Here is an 18,795-nt window from a genome sequence, read left to right as displayed (position 1 = left end):
GCCACCAAAGGTTGCGATCATGCCCAGAGCCTCAAGCGTCCGCTTCCTTGCACGCTGCGCGAGCGTCGTTGTGCTTGCCTTGAGCGGTTGTGCCACCCAGCCCGCCAATGAACCCGCCTCCCAGCCGCTGCGCCAGAACCCCGAATTCACCTACGACGCCAGCGGTGTGACCCATGCCACCCTCACCGCTGCCGAACAGCAGGTGAACGTGGGCAATGAGCGCTACGTGTCACTGGTGTTCAACGGCGATTATGATTCGCCGCTGATTCGCACGCGTCCGGGCGGCACCATGGCGATCCGTCTGGACAATCGCATGGACGAGATCACCAACCTGCATTTCCACGGCATGCAGGTGTCGCCCCTCGATCAGGGCGACAATATCTTTCGCATGACCCAGCCCCATCAGGTGGGCGAGTACAACGTCAAGCTGCCGCCTGAACACAGCCCCGGCGCCTACTGGTATCACAGCCATTTCCACGGGGGTTCGCAGCGTCAGGTGTCGGCGGGGATTGCCGGACCGATCCTGGTCGACGGCATGCTCGATCCGTTTCCCGAACTCAAGGGCATCAAGGAGCAGGTGCTGGTACTGCGCAACTTCCAGAAAACCCTGACCGGCAAGGTCGCCAGCGAGATCATCACCAGCGCGCCGTCAATTCGCACGATCAATGGCCAGCAAGTGCCGATCATCGACATCAAGCCCGGGGAAACCCAGCTCTGGCACTTCATCAACATTGCCGCCAACCAGTACTTCCGGATTCGCATCAAGGACGGCCACTCGATGCAGGTGTTGTCCCGCGACGGCAACACCGTTACCCGGCGGGTCGACACCGACCAGGTGCTGATCGGTCCGTCGGCACGCTTCAGTGTGCTGGTGGTCGGGCCGCCCGCCGGCACCTATGAAATCGAAGCGGGTGCCGGCAACACCGGGCCGGCGGGTGATCAGTACCCGGCGGCGAAACTGGCGGTGCTGCGCTCCAGCGGCGCACAGGTGGCCACCCGGCAGATCACCAGCGCTTACCCCGTCGCCGAGGACTTCAGCAAGATAGCGGTGAACAAGACCCGCCAGTTCGCCTTCCAGGACTCGGACACCGACCCCAACGCGTTCCTGATCAACGGCACCCGCTTTGAACTGGACCGGGTCAACACCACGGTCAAACTGGGCGATGTCGAAGAGTGGCGGCTGTTCAATCCGTCCCAGGAACTGCACCAGTTCCACATCCACCAGGTGGATTTCCAGGTCACCGAGATCAACGGCAAGCGCGTGGCATTCAGCGGCTATCGCGACAACGTGTTCATCCCGGCCACAGGTTCGATCACGGTGCGCATTCCGTTTCGCGACCCGGTGATCCTCGGCAAGTTCGTCTACCACTGCCACATCCTCGAACACGAGGACGGCGGCATGATGCAGGCCATTCAGGTGGTCAAGCCAGAAGACTACGAGCAGGCGGTCAAGCTCGAACCCCTGGGCGGGCTGTACGGGGAAAACAACCAGTTGTGCTCTTACCTGCGCAACACCGGACAGGACCCGAAAGCGTCCAGCCCACTGATCAAGTAAACGGGGGCACGCCATGTATAACTATCGCTTGGCTGTGTTGTTGATGGGGTCGGTGTACGCACTGGAATCGCCGCTGGCCGATGACGGGCAATACCCCAACGTCGGCATGGACTACGACGCGACGTTTCAATATGACCACGTGCATGCCGACTCGCCCCAGGGCGGCAATCGCAACAGCACCGACGCCTACCCCGACATCAACGCCACCTTCTACTACCGCTTCAGCCACGACCAGCAGATTCAATTCTCCACCGAGATCAACCCCATCGACGGGCCCGAACCCGGGCAGAAGCGTTTTTTCGAGGACGTGGGGCTGGTGATCAACGACCTCAACTATTACCAGAACAACGCCAACTCGGCGTTCAGTGTCGGCAAGTATCACGTACCGTTCGGGCGCGCCCAGGATCAGGCGCCTGGGCTCTACACCGAAGACTTCGTCGCCACCTATGACCTGGACGGCATGCTCGGCGGCACCGTGGCGTACCGTTTTTTCGACCAGCAATGGGGGATGATCGAACCCAATCTCAGCCTCTACACGGCCGACAATTCCTTCCTCGGCCGCCCCTACCTGCGCCATGGCGAAAAGCTGCGCCGCAGCGATGGCGGCCCGTCCAACACCGGCAAGCTCGACTCCTACGCGGTGACGGTGAACTGGCTGGCGATTCCGGCGGTGCCCTATCTGGAACTGCAGGCCGGCTTCATGTCCAACAAGCAGGCCGAGGACGAGACGCAAGCCAATCCTCCGGGCGAGGACGATGAGACCATCAAGATCGCCTCGGCGCGCTACATCTGGGCCTACGAACCGAGCACCGACCTCGAACCGACCCTGGCCGGCCGCTACTTCGATATCGTGCCCTTCATCGAGTTCGCCGACGTCGATAACGAAGACGGCATCAAGGGCAATGACACGCGCTACCTGACCACCTCGCTGACCTTCGATTTCGGCGACTGGAGCCTGGGCGCGACCCGCACCGACAAGCATCGCCAGTCCAGCGGTAGCGCCGATCATCAGGACTACCTCAACGAGTTGAGCCTGACCTACAACATCACCGGCCAGCTCAAACTTGGCCTGTCCGCCGGCACACAGAAGGAGGACGGGCAGATGTCTGAACTGGTGGGCCTGGCACTGACCTATTCCGGAGGGTATTGAGCGATGAAGTGGTTGATGGCGCTCCTGCTGGCGGGCTTGGCCGCCCATACCACCGCAGCGATCCGCACCGATGTCGGCGGACCGTTTCAACTGACCGACCAGAATGGCCAGCGCGTCACCGAACGCAGTTTCGGCGAGCCGGCCTTGCTGTACTTCGGCTTCATGACCTGCCCGGCCATCTGCCCGACCGACCTTGCGAAAATGGCGCGCATCAGCCGCCAGTTGAAACAACAGGGCATCAGCGTCCGGCCGGTCTTCGTCACCATCGATCCGGAACGGGACACACCGAAGAAACTCAAGACGTACGTGAACTACTTCGCCAGTGATTTCGTCGGCCTGACGGGATCGACGCAGGACATCGTGCGCATCACCGACGCCTATCACGTGTATTACAAGAAGGTGCCGTCCGGCGATCGACCGGACCAGTACATGATGGACCACTCGACCCTTCTGTTCCTGATCGACAGCCAGGGACGCTACCTCAAGCATTTCGGGCGAGGGATGGACGAAAAGGAGATCGAGAAACAGGTCGTCGCGGCGTTGGCTGACGCACCGGCCTGAGCCAGTGGAAAACGACATGAGCGACAACAAAACGCCCGTCACCTTGAACGAAGACATCTGCGTTCATGTGTTCACCGCCTCGGCGGCGATGGTCGGTGTGTGCATTACGGTGATCGGGATTTTTCAGGTGGTCGGCACCCTGAAGAGTGCCGACTCGATCGGTGACGACCTGTTGGCAATCAACGCCATCCTCTATCTGATCACCACCCTGCTGTCCTACTGGTCGCTGCGCACCCGGCAGTTCCAGCGCAATCACTTCATGGAAAAGCTGATCGACGGCCTTTTCCTGATCGCCCTGACCTGCACCACGGGGATTGCTGGGTTTATTACGTGGGCGATTACCTTCACATAACCGCAGCCTTCCTGTAGGAGCGAGCATGCTCGCGAAGGATGCCGCCGCACCGTAGACATTCAGACAGCCAGCGTCATCGTTGACCTCCATCGCGAGCAAGCTCGCTCCAACATAGAACACGTCAGGCGATGATGTTGGCGTAGACCGACCTGTCCACATTGCCCCCGGACAGAATCACCCCGACCTTTTTCCCCGCCATCGCGTCACGCTCCTGCATCAGCGCGGCCAACGCCGCCGCGCCGGCGCCTTCGGCGAGGTTGTGGGTGTCGGTGTAATACACGCGCATGGCCTCGGCAATCTGGTCATCGTCGACGGCCACCATGCGCGACGCGGCGGCGCCGTAGATATCGAAAGCCTCGGGAATCGGTTTGCGCACCGCCAGACCGTCGGCGAAGGTGTTGGCCGAGGCGGTTTCACACAGCTTCCCTGACTCGAACGACAACTTGGCCGCCGCCGCTTCGGTGGACACCACGCCCACCACTCGGGTGTCCAGGCCCAATGCATCGCGGGCGGCGAGCACCGCGCAGATCCCCGAGCCGCAACCAATCGGCACGTAGACGGTGTCCAGGTCCGGCACAGCGGTGAACAGCTCCAGCGCATAGGTAGCCACGCCCTTGACCAGCTCGCGGTGGAACGGCGGCACCAGGTACAGACCCTGCGCCTGCGCCAGGCGTGCGGCCTCCTCACGGGCTTCGTCGAAATCACGGCCGAACTCGACGACCTCACCGCCGAAACCGCGCATGGCGTTGTTCTTTTCCACCGAGTTGCCCTGGGGCACGACGATCAAGGCGCGCAAGCCCGCGGCACTGGCGGCCAGCGCCAGGCTCTGGCCATGGTTGCCCCGGGTCGCGGACACAATGCCCTTCACCTCGGGATGCGTGCGTTTGAGCCAGTGCATGAAGGTAATGCCGCCGCGCACCTTGAAGGCGCCGGTCGGGGTGTGGTTTTCATGCTTGATCCACACCGTGCAGCCCAGACGCTCGGCCAGCAACGGCCAGGCGTACTGGGCAGTGGCAGGCATGACCTGGTAGACGTGGCGGGCCGCCTGTTCGATATCGTCGCGTGTCAGTGTGGACATGAGCAGCCTCCGAAGAATTTCGTTCAGTCTAGGCTCGGACGCCATTCGACGGCTTTCAAAAAACTGACCTGACTTTTGTCCCTGCTCTTCACTACTATGCAGTGCATGAACCCGTCAAAACGCCCTTCGCCCGCCACCGAACCGGTCCGCCGTATCGAGGCCGGCCCGTGGGCGATCGAGTTGTTGCCGGGCTCGGCCTATTCGGCGCGGTATGTCGCGAGTCAATCAGCAATTGGCTTTGCCTTCGATACCCAGCGAGGCCTGCATGCCATCGGCAGCGACCGCGTGCAACCCTTCGTGGCCACGCCCAACAGCCTGGCGTTCGTGCCGGCCGGTTGTGACGTGCTGTCCGAGTCCCCCCACGGCGGTGAATACCTGAGGGTGGTGCACGCCCAGGGCTTGGCCTGCATGGGCGAGCATGCCTTCAACAATCGCATTGACCCCCAGGCCATCAGCCTCGCGCAACGCATGCGCAACGCCTTGTTGCGCGCCTCGGTGGATGACGATTGGGAAGACTGGGCACTCGCCCTGACGGAGCGGGCGCAGGGGCAGGAGGCGTCGGCGGCACCGCTGCGCGGCTCCCTCACTGGCAGCCGGATGCGCCTGCTCGACGAGTTCATTGACGCAGGCCTCGGCGGGCCGCTGAGTGTGCAGGCGATGGCGCAGTTGCTGGGGCTCTCGGAAGGCTTTTTCATCCGGGCGTTCAAGCAGGCCATGGGCAAAAGCCCCCACAGCTACCTGATCGACAGGCGCCTGACCAGCGCCCGCGCTCGCCTGCTCGATTCAAGCGCCACCCTCGCCGACATCGCCCTCGCCTGCGGCTTCAACTCCCAGGCGCACATGGCGACCGTGTTCAGGCAGCGCCTGGGCATCAGCCCGGTGCAATTGCGCCAAGCGGCGCAACCGACGATCAGATAGCCGCAAAACCCTCGACGCGGTCAGGCCAGGGCGACAGCACCTGGAAACCCTCGTCGGTCACCGCGACCATGTGTTCCCACTGGGCCGACAGAGAACCGTCCCGGGTGACCACGGTCCAGCCATCCGCCAAGGTGCGCACCTGGCGCTTGCCGGCGTTGAGCATCGGTTCGATGGTGAAGATCATCCCGGTTTTCAACTTCAGGCCCTGGCCCGGATAGCCGTAATGCAGGACCTGCGGCTCATCGTGATAGACCTTGCCGATCCCGTGGCCGCAATACTCGCGCACCACACTGAAGCCGGCGTTTTCGGCATGCGCCTGAATGGCATGACCGATGTCGCCGAGCGTGGCACCGGGGCGCACCAGCCGAATGCCGGCGCAGAGTACGTCATAGGTGGTCTTGACCAGACGGTAAGCCTCAGGCTCGGGCTCGCCGACGAAATACATGCGGCTGGTGTCGCCATACCAACCGTCCTTTTTCACCGCGATGTCGATGTTGACGATGTCGCCATCCTTGAGCACGGTCCCCGAGGGCAGGCCATGGCAGACCACCTGGTTGACCGAGGTGAGGATGGTTTTCGGGTAGCCGAGATAACCGACATTGCCGGGAATGGCCTTCTGCACGTTGACGATGTAGTCGTGGCACAGGCGATCGAGTTCGTCGGTGGTGACCCCGGCTTTCACATGGGGTCCAATCATTGCCAGCACTTCGGCCGCGAGCATGCCCGCCGTGCGTGACCTGGCGATTTCAGCCGGGGTGTTGATGCGTACATTCGCCCTCATTGGCCGGCGCCCCCTGCGGTCTTGACCTCACGGCCCTGCGCACTCGCAACCAGGCCGCAGAGCTGTTTCAGCTCCAGGCCACCTTCCAGTTCTGCACGCACCAGCAGGCGGCAGATGTCGGCGTGATCGAGGTTGGGGTGCAGCTCGGCGAGCATGCCGATGCGCATCCAGTGCTCGGCCTGGGCGTTGATCGAGCGACTCAGCGCATTGCTGGCAACGCGCAGGTGCTCATGCAGTTCTTCGGAAATCTTGACGATACCCATGGGCTTCACTATATGAAATGTATATGTTTCATATCTTAAGTGAAGCCTCCGGAAATTCAAACCTTCGCGCCGAAAATCGCGACCATGCTCAATTAATGAACAATACGTGACAGCCCACGCACGCTCTGCTTCTCAGGATATTATCCACAGGAATACCCACTCAATCTGTGGATAGTTCGTGTCGGTATTCGAGTAAACCTATGGATGATGGCGACGCTTTCCAAAGCATGATCTAGTAGCGAACTGTGCACCCTCTCCCCTTGCTCCATGCTGCGAGCTTCTCGCCAAGGACGAACAATGATCACCAGCTCAACGTCATCGCATGCGATGTCGACCTACAGCGCTTCCGCCGGCGCAGCCTCCGCCACCGCTTCGCAAGGGCGCGTCCCGCAGGGCAGCTCCCAGGCGGGTAGAACCAACAGCACTGACTCGGTGGCGCTCTCCGACAAGTCGACTGACTACAGCAAATCGATCAAGGACAACGCCCCCTACTTCCCGGTCCGCGAAGGCATGAATGCCGACGCACTGGTGTTGGGCGTCGCCAATCCCGGTGCGGTCTCGAGCTCCAAGGACAAGACGTTTTCCGAAGTGGCCACCGACGCCCGCAAGCGCATGGATGAAAAATATGCGCTGATGAAAGACAGCGGCAAGCCCTACACCAATTCCGATGAAGACCGTAACGCACTGATGGGCGATCTGGACCGGCGCTCGCTGAACGCAGTGGCGACCAACGAGGGCGGTCTGTTCACCGCCGAGGAACAGGCCTCGGCACAGGCCCTGATGCGTCAACAGGGGCGCCTCGCCACCGGTTACTACAGCGGCCCGGCGGACCAGCAGAAAAACTGGAAAGACCCCTTTGCCAACGACCCTTATGGCCGGGCGAAAGCGGCGCTGGACTTCATGAACAACATGAGCCCCGAAGAAAAAGCCAAGCCGGAGTGGTTGTCGCAGCGCCTGTCGCTGGAAGCCGCGTTGAACCAGAGCGACAACGCCGGCCTGAACCCCGACAAGAAAAAGAGCGGGCATTTCCCCAACCTGGCGGAAATCCTGTCGGGTGCCGTAACGCAATCTGAAGAAGAGCAATCCAGCCAGTCGCGCTTTGGCGACCCGTCGGCGCAGATCCTGAAAAAGCTTGAATCGCTGGTGCCCTGATTCAGTGATGCAACGCAGCCCGGGTGACCGGGCTGCGCGATGTCCTCAAGCAGCAACCGTCGACCTGTCCAGCACCGGCAGCGCAATCGAGAACACCGCGCCTTCACCCTGGTTGCTGGTGGCCCAGATCCTGCCTTCGTGAAACTCGACGATGGAGCGGCAGATCGCAAGCCCCATCCCCAGCCCTTCCGCCTTGGTGGTGAAGAACGGATTGAACAGCGCCGGCAATGCTTCGGCACTGATGCCGGTGCCCGAGTCGCGCACTTCCAGGAGCGCCTCGCCCTGATACACCCAGGTGCGAATTTTCAATTCCCGATTACGCGGATCCACTTCGGTCATCGCCTGGCAGGCATTGATGATCAGGTTGAGAATGACCTGCTGCAGTTGCACCCGGTCTGCACTGATGGAAGCCGGCAAGCTGCCCAGTTCCACACGCAACTTCACATGGTTGCGGCTCATCTCATATTGCACCAGCGTCAGCGTGTCACTGACGATCTCGTTGAACGACTCGCGACGACGCTCCGGGTCACCATTGCGCGACAGGGTTCGAATTCGCCGGATGACTTCGCTGGCACGTTCCGAGCTGCTGATCATGCGGTCCAGCGACGTGCGCACTTCCCCCAGGTCCGGCTCGCTGCGGTCGAGCCAGCGATGACAGGCCTCGCCACTGGTCCTGATGGCGGCAAGCGGCTGGTTGACCTCGTGGGCGATGGAGGCCGCCAGTTCGCCGAGCGAGGTGACGCGCGTCACGTGCGCCAGTTGCGACTGCGATTGGAACAACGCGTCCTTGGACTCTCGGGCTGCCGTGACGTCCATCACCGCACCGACATACTCGAAACCGTTGTGCTGGACCGGCAACGGATGCGCGACCAGGTGAATGTATTTGATTCGGCCGTCCGGCATCAGCAGGCGATGCTCGAGCTCCAGGCGCGGTTCGTAGCGTGAGAGCTGATCGAAAATGCTTTCGACTCGCTCACGGTCATCCGGGTGCGTGCGGGCCAGGACCTTGAGCATGGTCGGCTTTTCCTTCGCCGGGTATTCGAAGATCCGCGCCGTTTCCTCGGACCAGAAAATCTCCGAGCGATCCACACAAAACCCCACGCTGCCGACCCGGCTCAGACGCTGGGCGCCGACCAGGAACATCTCGTTGCGGCGCAGGACGTCGGAGAGATGTTTGCTGCGCAACGCCAGAAAGGTGATGGCGGACAAGGAAACGATGCAACGCACATAAGCGCCGATGGCTTCGGTGCTCTGGTAGTCGCGTTCGACGATGAAGATCACGGTCAGCACCGACAGGCACGATAACGACACGGTGATCACCAGCCGCACCGAAAACACGTTGGCGGACATCAACACCAGGGTGACGTAGAGCACGGTCGTCGCCACGCTCAGGTTGGTGAAGAACTTGAAAACGACGACAAAAGCGGCGACCAGCAGCGCAGTGAGCAACGCCACGGCATCGGTCTGCCAATACTCTTTTTTCAGGGATATAGGGGTCATGGTCGGTCCGGGCTACGTATTAACGAAGTTACCCGCAGCGGTTTTCCAGCCCGCACCGAGTGAATGAAGTAGATGCCATCAAGTCGGCATTTGCACTGACACCTAAGTATGAATGGCCCACACGAGCTGACTAAATAGCTAACTGTTCGTAGAAGTGAGTCGTTGAACAATACCGAGAATACTGAGGGCGTGTTGATTGACCGTTGATTTGCACGCTCTTATATATCGGAGATAAACAATGAAACTACTACCCATGTTTTTCAGCCTGGTTGCCTCAACCGCTTGTGGAACATTCGCCGTGACCAGTTGGGCACTGGAGGGCGTCGCGCCGCCCCCTGCCGGGCTGCACGCTCCTGTGGGCGGTCATGGTGCCGCAGCCGACGTCCAGCAACCTGGCCCGCAGCCGCAGGTGCTGGACGCCGTCGCATCGGACGGTGCCGACCACGTCGGGGTCAACCGCCTGGCGGCCGATGGCTCGGACCGTGTCGGGATGAATCGTTTCGCCTCGGATGGAGCCGATCATGTCGGCGCGAATCGCTACGCCGCTGACGGCGCCGATTATGTGGGCACCCGAAAACGCGTTGCCGACGGCAGTTATCGCTCGGACCTGGTCCGCGTGGCGGATTCGGGTTATCCGGAATTCGATCAACCCGTCACTTCGTACTTTTGCGGACCGTGCCGCTAAGTCCACCTTATTTCCATCTTGATTAAAGGATTACTTGAATGACTCAACTTGCCCGAGCAGCACGCATTCACACTTACGGCACACCGGAAGTTCTGGTTTTTGAAGACGTTACGATTCCAGCGCCGGCGGCGGATCAGGTATTGATCCGCAACACGGTGATCGGCCTCAACTTTGTTGAAGTTTACTACCGGCGCGGGACCTTTCCCGTGCCGGCATTTCCAGCGACATTGGGCAATGAGGCCGCTGGGGTCATCGCAGCGGTTGGCAGCCAGGTGACCGGACTGAAAGTCGGCGATCGAGTGGTGTATTCCGATGACGTCCAGGGCGCCTACGCGACCCACACCCTGTACCAGGCCGACCGGGTAGCGGTGATTCCGGATTCGATCACCGACCAGCAGGCCGCCGCGAGTTTCCTCAAGGGCCTGACCGCACGTTATCTGCTCAAGGAAATCATTGATTTGTCACCTGGTGACACCGTGCTGTACCACGCGGCGGCCGGTGGCGTCGGCAAGATTTTCAGCCAATGGGCCAAGGCCTTGGGCATCCAGGTGATCGGAACGGTCTCGACCGATGAAAAAGCCGAGGTGGCTCGCGCGGCGGGATGCAAGTACGTGATCAACTACCGGCACGAGAACTTCAAGGATCGCGTGATGGAAATGACCGGCGGGGTCGGCGTCAAGGCCGTGTTCGATTCGGTCGGAAAGGACACGTTCGTGGACTCTCTGGCGGTTCTGCAGCCCAAAGGAACATTGGTGGTGTTCGGCAAGGCATCCGGCAACCCGCCACTGGTCGACCCCTTCGAACTGGCCCCCCGCTCCCTGAAGCTGACCTGGCCCGTGCTGCCGGTCTTCGTCGCCACCGCACCGGAACTGGCGAGCGCCGCTGCCGATTTGTTCCACGCCATCGAGACAGGTGTGATCGCTGTTGAACCGGACAAGGTTTATCCGTTCGAGCAACTGGTCCAGGCCCATCGCGATCTTGAAGAACGTCGCACCACAGGGGCCGCCGTGCTGGTCATCTGACAGCACGCGCCCGGCGGCGACCCCGGTGTACCCGGTGTCGCCATCGCCCCGCCGTCATGCCTTGTGTCATCATGAAGTCATCCGTTGTCCTTTGCGGTCCAACCAATCGCAACCCGCTAACGATGAGGTCTGTTCATGAGCAAAGTGCCCTACGATCCTCCCAAGGTCTGGAAACACGAAGCACCTTCCGGCGGCCAGTTCGCCAGCATCAACCGGCCGACTGCCGGCCCTACGCATGACAAGTCATTGCCGATCGGCAAACAGCCGTTGCAACTCTATTCACTGGCGACGCCCAATGGCGTGAAAGTCACCATCATGCTGGAAGAGCTGCTGGCGCTTGGGCACAGCGACGCCGAATACGATGCGTGGCTGATCCGCATTGGCGAAGGCGACCAGTTCTCCAGTGGTTTCGTCGAGATCAACCCCAACTCGAAAATTCCGGCATTGCTGGACCGTAGCGTGGAGCCACCCGTCCGGGTGTTCGAGTCCGGCTCGATCCTGCTGTACCTGGCGGAAAAATTCGGCGCCTTGCTGCCGACCGATCCTGCCGGGCGCACCGAAACCCTGAACTGGCTGTTCTGGCAAATGGGTTCGGCGCCCTACCTGGGCGGCGGCTTCGGCCATTTCTACGCCTACGCGCCGGAGAAATTCGAATACGCAATCAATCGCTTCACCATGGAGGCCAAACGTCAGCTGGACGTGCTCGACCGGCGCCTGGCAGAAAGCCGTTACCTGGCCGGTGACCGCTACACCATCGCCGACATCGCGGTCTGGCCGTGGTACGGCCAACTGGTGCGCAACAACGTCTACTCGGCCGCCGAATTCCTCGCGGCCCACGAGTACACGCATGTGCAGCGCTGGGCCGAGGACATTGCCCAGCGGCCCGCCGTCATCCGGGGCCAGCGGGTCAACCGCACCTGGGGCGACGAGGCCAGCCAGGTGCCTGAGCGGCATCAGGCGCAGGATCTGGATTGACCGCTTTGGAGGGCGGCCTGACTCTCCGTGGTGCGCCTGCCTCCATCGCGAGCATGCTCGCTCCTACAGGGAATGGTGTCGGACGCTGTTCAACAGCGTCCACTCAACAACGACGTGGCCATCAGCGCCTCCAGCCCCATCGGCTTGGAGAAGTAATAACCCTGTGCCTGCCCGGCGCCCATTTCGCGTAGCAGGATCAGGCTTTCTTCATCCTCGACACCTTCGGCCACCACGCTCAGGTCCAGGGATTCGGCCATGCGCACGATCGCCCGGACGATGGCGCGGCTGCGGGCGCTGGTGGTCAGTTCCAGGATGAACGACTTGTCGATCTTCAAGCCGCTGAAACGGTATTGGTGCACGTAACTCAGGGACGAGAACCCGGCGCCGAAATCATCGAGCACCACCGACATGCCGTTGTCCGCCAGTTGCTGCATGGTCAGTCGGGCAATGGCTGGCTCGGCCACCAGGGCACCCTCGGTCAATTCCAGGCAGATCCGCGACGGCTCGACCCCGTGCTGGGCCAGCAGGGCCAGCACATCCCGGGCGAAATCCGGGCGGGTCATGCTGTAGCTGGAGCAGTTGACGTGCACCGGCGGCCAATGGGCATGCTCGGGCTGGGCAAGGATCAGGGCAATGCTGGTGAGCATGTACAGGTCCAGGCGCCCGATCAGGCGCAGGCCCTCGACATCCGGCAGGAACTCGCCGGGCGCGATCACTCGACCACCCGGCTGATGCCAGCGAATCAACGCTTCGAGCGCCAGCAGTTCACCCGTGTCGACGCTGACGATCGGCTGGAAGTACGGCAGCAGTTCGTCGGTGCGCTTGAGCGCGTTGCGCAAGGCTCCTTCGCGCTCCACCAGGTCCGAGACCTCACGGCGCACTTCCTGGTTGAAAACCGCATAGCTGTCACGGCCGGCGCTCTTGACCCGGTACATCGCCGCATCGGCATCGCGCAACAGGTCGGCGGGTTCGAGATGAAACTGGCTGTCGGCGCTGACAATGCCGATGCTGCAAGAGGAAAACACCTCATGGCCGTTGATGAAGAACGGCAGGTCGAACGCCAGCAGGATCCGCTCGGCGATTTCGCTCACCACCTCCAGCGGCGCTTCCGGGGCGAGCACCGCGAATTCGTCGCCGCCCAGACGCGCGAGCATGTCGGCTTCACGCAGGCAACTGCGCAAACGGTGAGCCGCCTGCATCAGCAGCAGGTCGCCAAAATGGTGCCCCAGGCTGTCGTTGACCATCTTGAAACGATCGAGGTCGATGAACATCACCGCCAGGTGCCCGCCTTCGCGGTCGAACCGCGTCCAGGCCAGGTTGAGGCGCTGTTGCAGGTAGGTGCGGTTGGGCAGCCCGGTCAGCGCATCGTGGGAGTTTTCGTGTTGAAGCTTGGCATTCGCGTGGTCGAGCTCACGGGTGCGGCTCTGCACCCGTGCCTCCAGTTTGAGGTTGGCGGAGTGGATCGCTTCGGCGGCGGTGCGACGCGACAACGCGGTGTCGATGTGCCGCGAGACGAACGTCAGCAGTTCCTGATCGCGCTGGGTGTAGCTGACCCTCGAGGTGTAGCTCTGCACCGCCAGCACGCCGCGCACCAGGTCACCATCGAACAGCGGAATGCCGAGCCACGAATGGGATCGAACCGACTCATCGATCTCGATTTCACCCTGCGCCGCCAGTCGGTCGGCATCGTCGGAGTCGATCAGGCAGGGACGACGCTGGCGGATCACGTATTCGGTGAAGCCCCGGCGCCCACGCCTGGGCAGCGGGCACGTGGTCTGACGCTCGTCGACGTAATACGGAAAGGTCACCTGCGTGGTCGCGTCGTCGAACAGCGCAATGTAGAAGTTCTGGGCAAACAGCAGATCACCGACGATACCGTGCAGGGTCTGGAAAAACTCGGCCATGTCGCCGGGTTGGCTCGACAGTTCGGCGATCTGGAACAGCGCGCTCTGCAGATGTTCGGCGCGCTCGCGATCCGCCACTTCCTGGCGCAGGGCATCGTTGACCGCCGACAGCTCCAGGGTCCGGCGCATCACCGTCTGCTCCAGATCCTCGCGGTGCAGGAGCCGGTCCAGCGCCATCGCCACGTGACGCGCCACCACCAGGAACAAGGCGCGGTCTTCGGCGCTGTAGGTCCTTGATACATCGTAGACCTGCATGGCGAGCATGCCGAACACTTCATCGGAGGCATTTTTCAGCGGAGCACCCATCCAGAATTCCGGACGGTCACCCACGCAGAAGAAGCGTCCCTCGGCTTGCGCCGCAAGAATCCCGGCGGCATCGATCAGTAGCGGTTGGCCGGACGTCAACACCTGGCCGGTCAACGACAGGTGCGAGGGATCGAGGTATTCGTAGTTCTCCGACTCCAGCGCATCGACGTCGATGATGTCGACGTAATAGGGGTAGTCGATTTTATGAGTGTGCGGGTCGTACAGCGCGAGGTAGAAGTTCTCGGCGTCGATCAGGCTGGCCAGCAGTTGGTGCACCCCGACCAGAAACACCGAACGGTCGCGGGTCGAACTGGCCAGGTAGGTTATTTCGTACAGCACCCGCTGAGTATTCTGTGCCCGGGCCAGGGTGTCGGCCTGCAACTGCATGCCCAGGCGCTGGGCAAACTCCGCAAGCGCCGGGGCTGCGACGTCATCGCAGGGCGCGAGCAGCCAACCCAGCTCACTTTCGCCCCTGCCGGTCGGCCAGCGTTGCAGGCGCCAATCCCGGCAAAAGGCGTCGAAGTCTTCATTGGCCACGCTGGAGGGCCAATGCACCCGGGGATCGCCCTGCCCGACCAGGTGCATTTGTTCTCCGGCACGGTACACCACCCACGCGGTGGTATGAGGCCAGCGGCGCGCCGCGTCCAGCAAATGCTCGATCCTGTCCTGGTTGCCAGCGCGGGCCTTGCCGACGCTATCCGAATCCCCTTCCAACGCCGAGGCTGCGACGTCGCCGCCATCGGATTGCAGAGGGATGCCGGTCAATGGACGAAAACTCATCTGCCCTCCCTGAGCCAAAACTGGCGATACCCACTTACCGGATGCCAGCGAAGTGCCGGTGAGCTTTCCGTTTAAAGGTTATCGGTGGTTTTATCAATGGTTTTATTCGCTTTGCCATTTAGCACGCCGCGTTGAACCTGTTATTTGTGGAGCATCGCCCAGATCGGCCACGGTTCCCGCAAAATTTCGCCTCAACCCTTCACGGCCTTCTCGATGGCGGCGATGTCGATCTTGACCATGGTCATCATGGCCTCGAACGCGCGTTTGGCCGCCGCAGGGTCGGGATCGATGATCGCCGCCGAAAGCACGCGCGGCGTGATCTGCCACGACAAACCCCATTTATCCCGGCACCAGCCGCAGGCAATGGCCTGGCCTCCATTGTTGACAATGGCGTCCCATAAACGGTCCGTCTCCTGCTGATCGTCTGTCGCCACCTGGAATGAAAACGCGCCGTTGTGCGGGGTTCCGGGTCCGCCGTTCAAACCGAGACAGGGAAGGCCCATCACGGTGAACTCCACCGTCAGCACATCGCCCTGTTTGCCCGCAGGATAATCGCCGGGCGCCTGGTGCACGGCGTCCACCGAGCTGTCAGGGAAGGTGTTGGCGTAAAAGGTCGCGGCATCGAGTGCATCGCGCTCGTACCACAAGCAAATCGTGTTCCTGGGCTGCATGGCAATTCTCCGGCCATGGGTTGAACCCTTGAGTCTAGCCAAGGGCTGGAGCCGGCGAGCGCCCAAGGTCGCATTCAGTTGTTTGCGAAGGTTGCGACAGCGTGGCGACAGCTGACCCCGCTACATTGCAACAACCGATGACCAGCGCTGCGAAAAATCGTTGCGAACCCTTACAATCCCCCCTTTTTGACCCATTCAGGTATACCAGCAGTTTATGGCGCTCGACCCTATAACGATGTTGACCATCACCGTCGCCCTCGCAGCGGCGGCCGCCCTGTACCTGGCGATCGAGTGGCGCAGCGTCCGTGAACCTTCACTGCTGTTCTGGAGCGCAGGGTTTGCGACCATTTCCGTGGGTTCGACCCTCGCCCTGCTGCGGGTCAGCGGCATGTTGCTGATCGGCATCTGGTTCGCCAACGGCCTGCTGATCACCGCCCACTTCCTGTTCCTGCTCGGGGTGGCGCGGTTTACCGAGGTGCGCCTGTCCCGGGGCTGGTATCTGATGTTCGTTGCCTGGGCGGCCATGTTGTTGCTGCCGGATGAACCGTCGTGGTCGAAGATCATGCTGGTGGCCAACTCTCTGCTGGTGGCCCTGCCGACCCTCAGGGCCAGCTTCCTGCTGCGCCCCCATGGCCGCTCCCTGAGCGTGGGCGCGGTGCAACTGCGGTTCGTGCTGCTGACCCACGGCGCGTTCTATACGGCCAAGGCGATCTCGGTGGTGATTCCCGGCACGCTGATCGATCTGGCGTCCTTGCGTGGCGAAATCATTCAGATCTCGCTGGTCGAGGGCGCGATGGCGGTCATGCTGATCGCCCTGTCGATGACCGGCACCGAGCGCTACCGTCGGGAAAAACGCATCGCGCGACTGGCCGCACGCGATCCGCTGACCGCCCTGTACAACCGTCGTGCCCTCGAGGTGCGGGCACCGCGCCTGCTGGAGGAGGTGTCGAGCGTGCGACCCGGAGCGCTGCTGCTGATCGATATCGACAACTTCAAACTGGTCAACGACCTGTACGGCCATACCGCCGGCGACCGGTTGCTGATCTCGCTGAGCGAAATGATCCGCTTGGAATTGCCCGAGGGCGCGCTGGCAGCTCGCCTGGGCGGTGACGAGTTCGTGATCCTGCTCAACAACGCCTCCAATGCGTGCATCATCAGGCTGGCCAGCACCTTGCGTGAAAGCTTTCATCGAGCAGCCGCGCAGGCGTTCGTCACGCCGGAGCCGGTCACCCTGAGCATCGGCGCCAACCTGTTCAACCACCCGCCGGCGAGCCTTGCAGCCCTGATCGAGCAGAGCGATGCGGCACTCTACGAATCCAAACGGGGCGGCCGTGACAGCCTGAGTCTGGTGGATCGGACCCTGGCCGGCGCCGAACTGCAGCGCCACTGACGCCCTACTCCTCGCGGCCCTTGCCCTCACGGTCGTGCTCGTAGCGACGGCTGAGCGCAAACGGCGGCAGCCAGGTTTCGCGACGGCTGATCCAGCTTTCGTAGGTCGGCGTCAGTTGGTCAGGGGCGTCCAGGCTTCCCAGGTTCACTTCGACTTCGTCATCGGTGCGCGAGAACACCGATGAGCCACAGCGCGGACAAAAGAAGCGCCCGGCGTAGTCGTGCGTTTCGCCCTGGATCGTCACCGCCGCCTGCGGGAAAATCGCCGACGCGTGAAACAGCGCGCCGTGGTGCTTGCGGCAATCGAGGCAGTGGCACAACCCGACTCGATAAGGTGGCCCCGAGGCCTGGATCCGCACATTGCCGCACAGGCACCCGCCGGTGAACCGTTGCATGACGCACCTCCTTTGACATTGGACAGTTTAACCATAGCCGCCGTCCGTTGGTCGAACGAACTTGATCTACAGACACTGTATGACTTAATTTGAATCTACAGACTCAAATTGAGGTTCAGACATGGCCGTTGCCCTCCAACCCTCTGCGTTCAGTAAAAGCCAGTGCGTCACGGGCCTGCGGGCTGCCGTTGGCATCCTCGACAAATGGCGCGCCTCCAGTGAGCAGGCCTGCCGCATCCTGCGCATTTCCCGCAGCACCTACACCCGCGCGCGTCAGCAGGATCCCGATTGGGCCGTAGCACTGGACGCCGACCAGATGCAGCGCATCAGTTTCGTGCTGAACATCCACGCCGCCCTGCGACTGGTGTTCGACAACCCGGAAAACGTCTACGGCTTCCCGTCGATGGCCAACGACAACGAATTCTTCAATGGTCGCTCACCACTCGAGATCATGGCCCAGGGCGACATGATTTCGCTGTACGAAACCTTCCGCCGCATCGACGTGCTGCGGGGCGCGCAATGGTGAAGCTGGGCGAGCTGCCAGCCCTGCCCGACCAGACATTGCAGGCCTACCGACTGGTCAACTCGAAATTCCCGCCGGTGGCGTTGTTCGACGATGTGGCGGACGCCGACGCCTTCGAGGTGCTGTACCAGATCCAGGCACTGACCAACCCCAGGCTGGAAAACGAGGTCGGTCGACTGGAGTTGATCCGGCGCAGTGAGATCCCCTTCGGCATTCCCGGCTGTTCCTACGCGACAGCGCCCTTTACCCACGTCAACCCGGCGGGTTCGCGCTTCAGCGATGGCAGCTTTGGCGTGCTGTACCTGGCGGACACCCTGGAAACCGCGCTGGCCGAGGTGAAACATCACCAGAGCCTGTACTGGTCGAAAGTCCCGCGCCTGAACTACGAGCGGTTCGTCTTTCGTGGGCTGTCCTGCTCGTTCATCCAGGCCGGGATGAAAGACGCGACCGGGATTGCCCTGAGCGATCCGGTTTACGATCCCGACGACTACACCGCTGCCCGGCGTCTGGGGAAAAAAGTCAGGGAGGCCAAGTGTCCGGGTCTGCGCTACCACTCGGTGCGCAACGCCGGCCGTCATTGCTGGGCGCTGATGACGCCCCGGCCGGTGGTGTCGGTTATCCAGGCGGCACATTACGAGATGGTCTGGAACGGGCAGATGACCAGCGTGAGCCAGATCAGCGAAGCACATTGATCCTGTAGGAGCGAGCGACATTACCGCCATCGATAGTCACCATCAGTTCAATGAAGTTCTCTTAATAATTCCGGGGCGTAACATCACACCCATACCAACCAATAACACCCCGGAGCACACCACCATGAAACGCCAAATCATCC

At 61.8% G+C, this 18,795-nt stretch carries 19 protein-coding genes; 12 read left to right on the top strand and 7 right to left on the bottom strand.

Going from position 1 to position 18,795, the window contains the following annotated elements; all coding sequences use genetic code 11:
• Nucleotides 1-19: 19 nt before the first annotated feature.
• Genes QIW53_RS22445 through QIW53_RS22430 form a run of 4 tightly spaced genes read left to right on the top strand, consistent with a single transcriptional unit; the run spans nt 20 to nt 3,618 of the window.
• Entirely contained in the window at nt 20-1,555 is a 1,536-nt protein-coding gene (locus QIW53_RS22445) for a multicopper oxidase family protein (protein WP_371051773.1), read from the top strand.
• Nucleotides 1,556-1,568: 13 nt separating this feature from the next.
• Complete coding sequence (locus QIW53_RS22440; RefSeq protein WP_371051772.1) at nt 1,569-2,705, top strand: hypothetical protein; 1,137 nt, start codon at nt 1,569-1,571, stop codon at nt 2,703-2,705.
• A 3-nt stretch (nt 2,706-2,708) separates the two neighbouring features.
• Nucleotides 2,709-3,266: an SCO family protein gene (locus tag QIW53_RS22435; protein ID WP_371051771.1), complete on the top strand. Its 558-nt coding sequence runs from the start codon at nt 2,709-2,711 to the stop codon at nt 3,264-3,266.
• 16 nt (nt 3,267-3,282) lie between these two features.
• Complete coding sequence (locus tag QIW53_RS22430) at nt 3,283-3,618, top strand: hypothetical protein (RefSeq protein WP_371051770.1); 336 nt, start codon at nt 3,283-3,285, stop codon at nt 3,616-3,618.
• 121 nt (nt 3,619-3,739) lie between these two features.
• Here QIW53_RS22430 and QIW53_RS22425 read toward each other — a convergent pair whose 3' ends face one another.
• Complete coding sequence (locus QIW53_RS22425) at nt 3,740-4,696, bottom strand: threonine dehydratase (protein WP_371051769.1); 957 nt, start codon at nt 4,694-4,696, stop codon at nt 3,740-3,742.
• 96 nt (nt 4,697-4,792) lie between these two features.
• Between QIW53_RS22425 and QIW53_RS22420 the strand changes: the two genes are divergently transcribed.
• Nucleotides 4,793-5,614 (top strand): helix-turn-helix transcriptional regulator, encoded by an 822-nt coding sequence (locus QIW53_RS22420; RefSeq protein ID WP_371051840.1) that lies wholly within the window; start codon nt 4,793-4,795, stop codon nt 5,612-5,614.
• Here the strand turns inward: QIW53_RS22420 and map are convergent.
• Complete coding sequence (map, locus tag QIW53_RS22415; RefSeq protein ID WP_371051768.1) at nt 5,607-6,395, bottom strand: type I methionyl aminopeptidase; 789 nt, start codon at nt 6,393-6,395, stop codon at nt 5,607-5,609. The genes QIW53_RS22420 and map overlap by 8 nt on opposite strands.
• Nucleotides 6,392-6,658 (bottom strand): ParD-like family protein, encoded by a 267-nt coding sequence (locus tag QIW53_RS22410; RefSeq protein ID WP_371051767.1) that lies wholly within the window; start codon nt 6,656-6,658, stop codon nt 6,392-6,394. The genes map and QIW53_RS22410 overlap by 4 nt, the downstream gene beginning before the upstream one ends.
• Nucleotides 6,659-6,955: 297 nt before the next feature.
• Here QIW53_RS22410 and QIW53_RS22405 point away from each other — a divergent pair, with 297 nt between their 5' ends.
• On the top strand, nt 6,956-7,810 hold the full coding sequence (locus QIW53_RS22405) for a hypothetical protein (protein WP_371051766.1): 855 nt from the start codon (nt 6,956-6,958) through the stop codon (nt 7,808-7,810).
• A 45-nt stretch (nt 7,811-7,855) separates the two neighbouring features.
• Here the strand turns inward: QIW53_RS22405 and QIW53_RS22400 are convergent, their stop codons facing one another.
• Nucleotides 7,856-9,310 carry a sensor histidine kinase gene (locus tag QIW53_RS22400; RefSeq protein ID WP_371051765.1) on the bottom strand — a complete coding sequence of 485 codons (1,455 nt, stop codon included), beginning with the start codon at nt 9,308-9,310 and terminating at the stop codon, nt 7,856-7,858.
• 238 nt (nt 9,311-9,548) lie between these two features.
• Between QIW53_RS22400 and QIW53_RS22395 the strand changes: the two genes are divergently transcribed.
• From QIW53_RS22395 to yghU, 3 genes are all read left to right on the top strand, one after another.
• Nucleotides 9,549-9,995 (top strand): hypothetical protein, encoded by a 447-nt coding sequence (locus QIW53_RS22395; RefSeq protein ID WP_371051764.1) that lies wholly within the window; start codon nt 9,549-9,551, stop codon nt 9,993-9,995.
• A gap of 38 nt (nt 9,996-10,033) precedes the next feature.
• A complete protein-coding gene (locus tag QIW53_RS22390; RefSeq protein WP_371051763.1) occupies nt 10,034-11,017 on the top strand; it encodes a quinone oxidoreductase family protein in 984 nt (327 codons plus the stop codon).
• A 135-nt stretch (nt 11,018-11,152) separates the two neighbouring features.
• Entirely contained in the window at nt 11,153-11,992 is an 840-nt protein-coding gene (gene yghU / locus QIW53_RS22385; protein ID WP_371051762.1) for a glutathione-dependent disulfide-bond oxidoreductase, read from the top strand.
• 89 nt (nt 11,993-12,081) lie between these two features.
• Here yghU and QIW53_RS22380 read toward each other — a convergent pair whose 3' ends face one another.
• The gene (locus tag QIW53_RS22380) at nt 12,082-14,982 is read right to left on the bottom strand and encodes a sensor domain-containing phosphodiesterase (RefSeq protein WP_371051761.1); all 2,901 of its coding nucleotides are present in this window, start codon (nt 14,980-14,982) and stop codon (nt 12,082-12,084) included.
• 191 nt (nt 14,983-15,173) lie between these two features.
• The gene (locus QIW53_RS22375) at nt 15,174-15,653 is read right to left on the bottom strand and encodes a VOC family protein (protein WP_371051760.1); all 480 of its coding nucleotides are present in this window, start codon (nt 15,651-15,653) and stop codon (nt 15,174-15,176) included.
• 214 nt (nt 15,654-15,867) lie between these two features.
• On the opposite strand from QIW53_RS22375, the gene QIW53_RS22370 reads away from it, so the two are divergent.
• Entirely contained in the window at nt 15,868-17,043 is a 1,176-nt protein-coding gene (locus QIW53_RS22370) for a GGDEF domain-containing protein (RefSeq protein WP_371051759.1), read from the top strand.
• Between the two features lie 4 nt (nt 17,044-17,047).
• Here the strand turns inward: QIW53_RS22370 and QIW53_RS22365 are convergent, their stop codons facing one another.
• Nucleotides 17,048-17,437, bottom strand: a complete 390-nt coding sequence (locus QIW53_RS22365; protein WP_371051758.1) for a GFA family protein — start codon at nt 17,435-17,437, stop codon at nt 17,048-17,050.
• 121 nt (nt 17,438-17,558) lie between these two features.
• Here QIW53_RS22365 and QIW53_RS22360 point away from each other — a divergent pair, with 121 nt between their 5' ends.
• Both QIW53_RS22360 and QIW53_RS22355 read left to right on the top strand, forming a co-directional pair.
• Complete coding sequence (locus tag QIW53_RS22360) at nt 17,559-17,963, top strand: antitoxin Xre-like helix-turn-helix domain-containing protein (protein WP_371051757.1); 405 nt, start codon at nt 17,559-17,561, stop codon at nt 17,961-17,963.
• Complete coding sequence (locus QIW53_RS22355) at nt 17,957-18,652, top strand: RES family NAD+ phosphorylase (RefSeq protein ID WP_371051756.1); 696 nt, start codon at nt 17,957-17,959, stop codon at nt 18,650-18,652. Before QIW53_RS22360 ends, QIW53_RS22355 begins: the two co-directional genes overlap by 7 nt.
• The last annotated feature ends 143 nt before the right edge of the window (nt 18,653-18,795 follow it).

Source organism: Pseudomonas fluorescens, assembly GCF_041354075.1.
Taxonomy (GTDB): Bacteria; Pseudomonadota; Gammaproteobacteria; order Pseudomonadales; family Pseudomonadaceae; genus Aquipseudomonas; species Aquipseudomonas fluorescens_CE.
This window is presented reverse-complemented; position numbering and strand designations above follow the sequence as displayed.

Bases quoted from the DNA above. Each gene is read 5' to 3' on its own strand.
- QIW53_RS22445 (WP_371051773.1), top strand. From the start codon at position 20: ATGCCCAGAGCCTCAAGCGTCCGCTTCCTTGCACGCTGCGCGAGCGTC.
- QIW53_RS22440 (WP_371051772.1), top strand. From the start codon at position 1,569: ATGTATAACTATCGCTTGGCTGTGTTGTTGATGGGGTCGGTGTACGCA.
- QIW53_RS22435 (WP_371051771.1), top strand. From the start codon at position 2,709: ATGAAGTGGTTGATGGCGCTCCTGCTGGCGGGCTTGGCCGCCCATACC.
- QIW53_RS22430 (WP_371051770.1), top strand. From the start codon at position 3,283: ATGAGCGACAACAAAACGCCCGTCACCTTGAACGAAGACATCTGCGTT.
- QIW53_RS22425 (WP_371051769.1), bottom strand. From the start codon at position 4,696: ATGTCCACACTGACACGCGACGATATCGAACAGGCGGCCCGCCACGTC.
- QIW53_RS22420 (WP_371051840.1), top strand. From the start codon at position 4,793: ATGCAGTGCATGAACCCGTCAAAACGCCCTTCGCCCGCCACCGAACCG.
- map (WP_371051768.1), bottom strand. From the start codon at position 6,395: ATGAGGGCGAATGTACGCATCAACACCCCGGCTGAAATCGCCAGGTCA.
- QIW53_RS22410 (WP_371051767.1), bottom strand. From the start codon at position 6,658: ATGGGTATCGTCAAGATTTCCGAAGAACTGCATGAGCACCTGCGCGTT.
- QIW53_RS22405 (WP_371051766.1), top strand. From the start codon at position 6,956: ATGATCACCAGCTCAACGTCATCGCATGCGATGTCGACCTACAGCGCT.
- QIW53_RS22400 (WP_371051765.1), bottom strand. From the start codon at position 9,310: ATGACCCCTATATCCCTGAAAAAAGAGTATTGGCAGACCGATGCCGTG.
- QIW53_RS22395 (WP_371051764.1), top strand. From the start codon at position 9,549: ATGAAACTACTACCCATGTTTTTCAGCCTGGTTGCCTCAACCGCTTGT.
- QIW53_RS22390 (WP_371051763.1), top strand. From the start codon at position 10,034: ATGACTCAACTTGCCCGAGCAGCACGCATTCACACTTACGGCACACCG.
- yghU (WP_371051762.1), top strand. From the start codon at position 11,153: ATGAGCAAAGTGCCCTACGATCCTCCCAAGGTCTGGAAACACGAAGCA.
- QIW53_RS22380 (WP_371051761.1), bottom strand. From the start codon at position 14,982: ATGAGTTTTCGTCCATTGACCGGCATCCCTCTGCAATCCGATGGCGGC.
- QIW53_RS22375 (WP_371051760.1), bottom strand. From the start codon at position 15,653: ATGCAGCCCAGGAACACGATTTGCTTGTGGTACGAGCGCGATGCACTC.
- QIW53_RS22370 (WP_371051759.1), top strand. From the start codon at position 15,868: ATGGCGCTCGACCCTATAACGATGTTGACCATCACCGTCGCCCTCGCA.
- QIW53_RS22365 (WP_371051758.1), bottom strand. From the start codon at position 17,437: ATGCAACGGTTCACCGGCGGGTGCCTGTGCGGCAATGTGCGGATCCAG.
- QIW53_RS22360 (WP_371051757.1), top strand. From the start codon at position 17,559: ATGGCCGTTGCCCTCCAACCCTCTGCGTTCAGTAAAAGCCAGTGCGTC.
- QIW53_RS22355 (WP_371051756.1), top strand. From the start codon at position 17,957: ATGGTGAAGCTGGGCGAGCTGCCAGCCCTGCCCGACCAGACATTGCAG.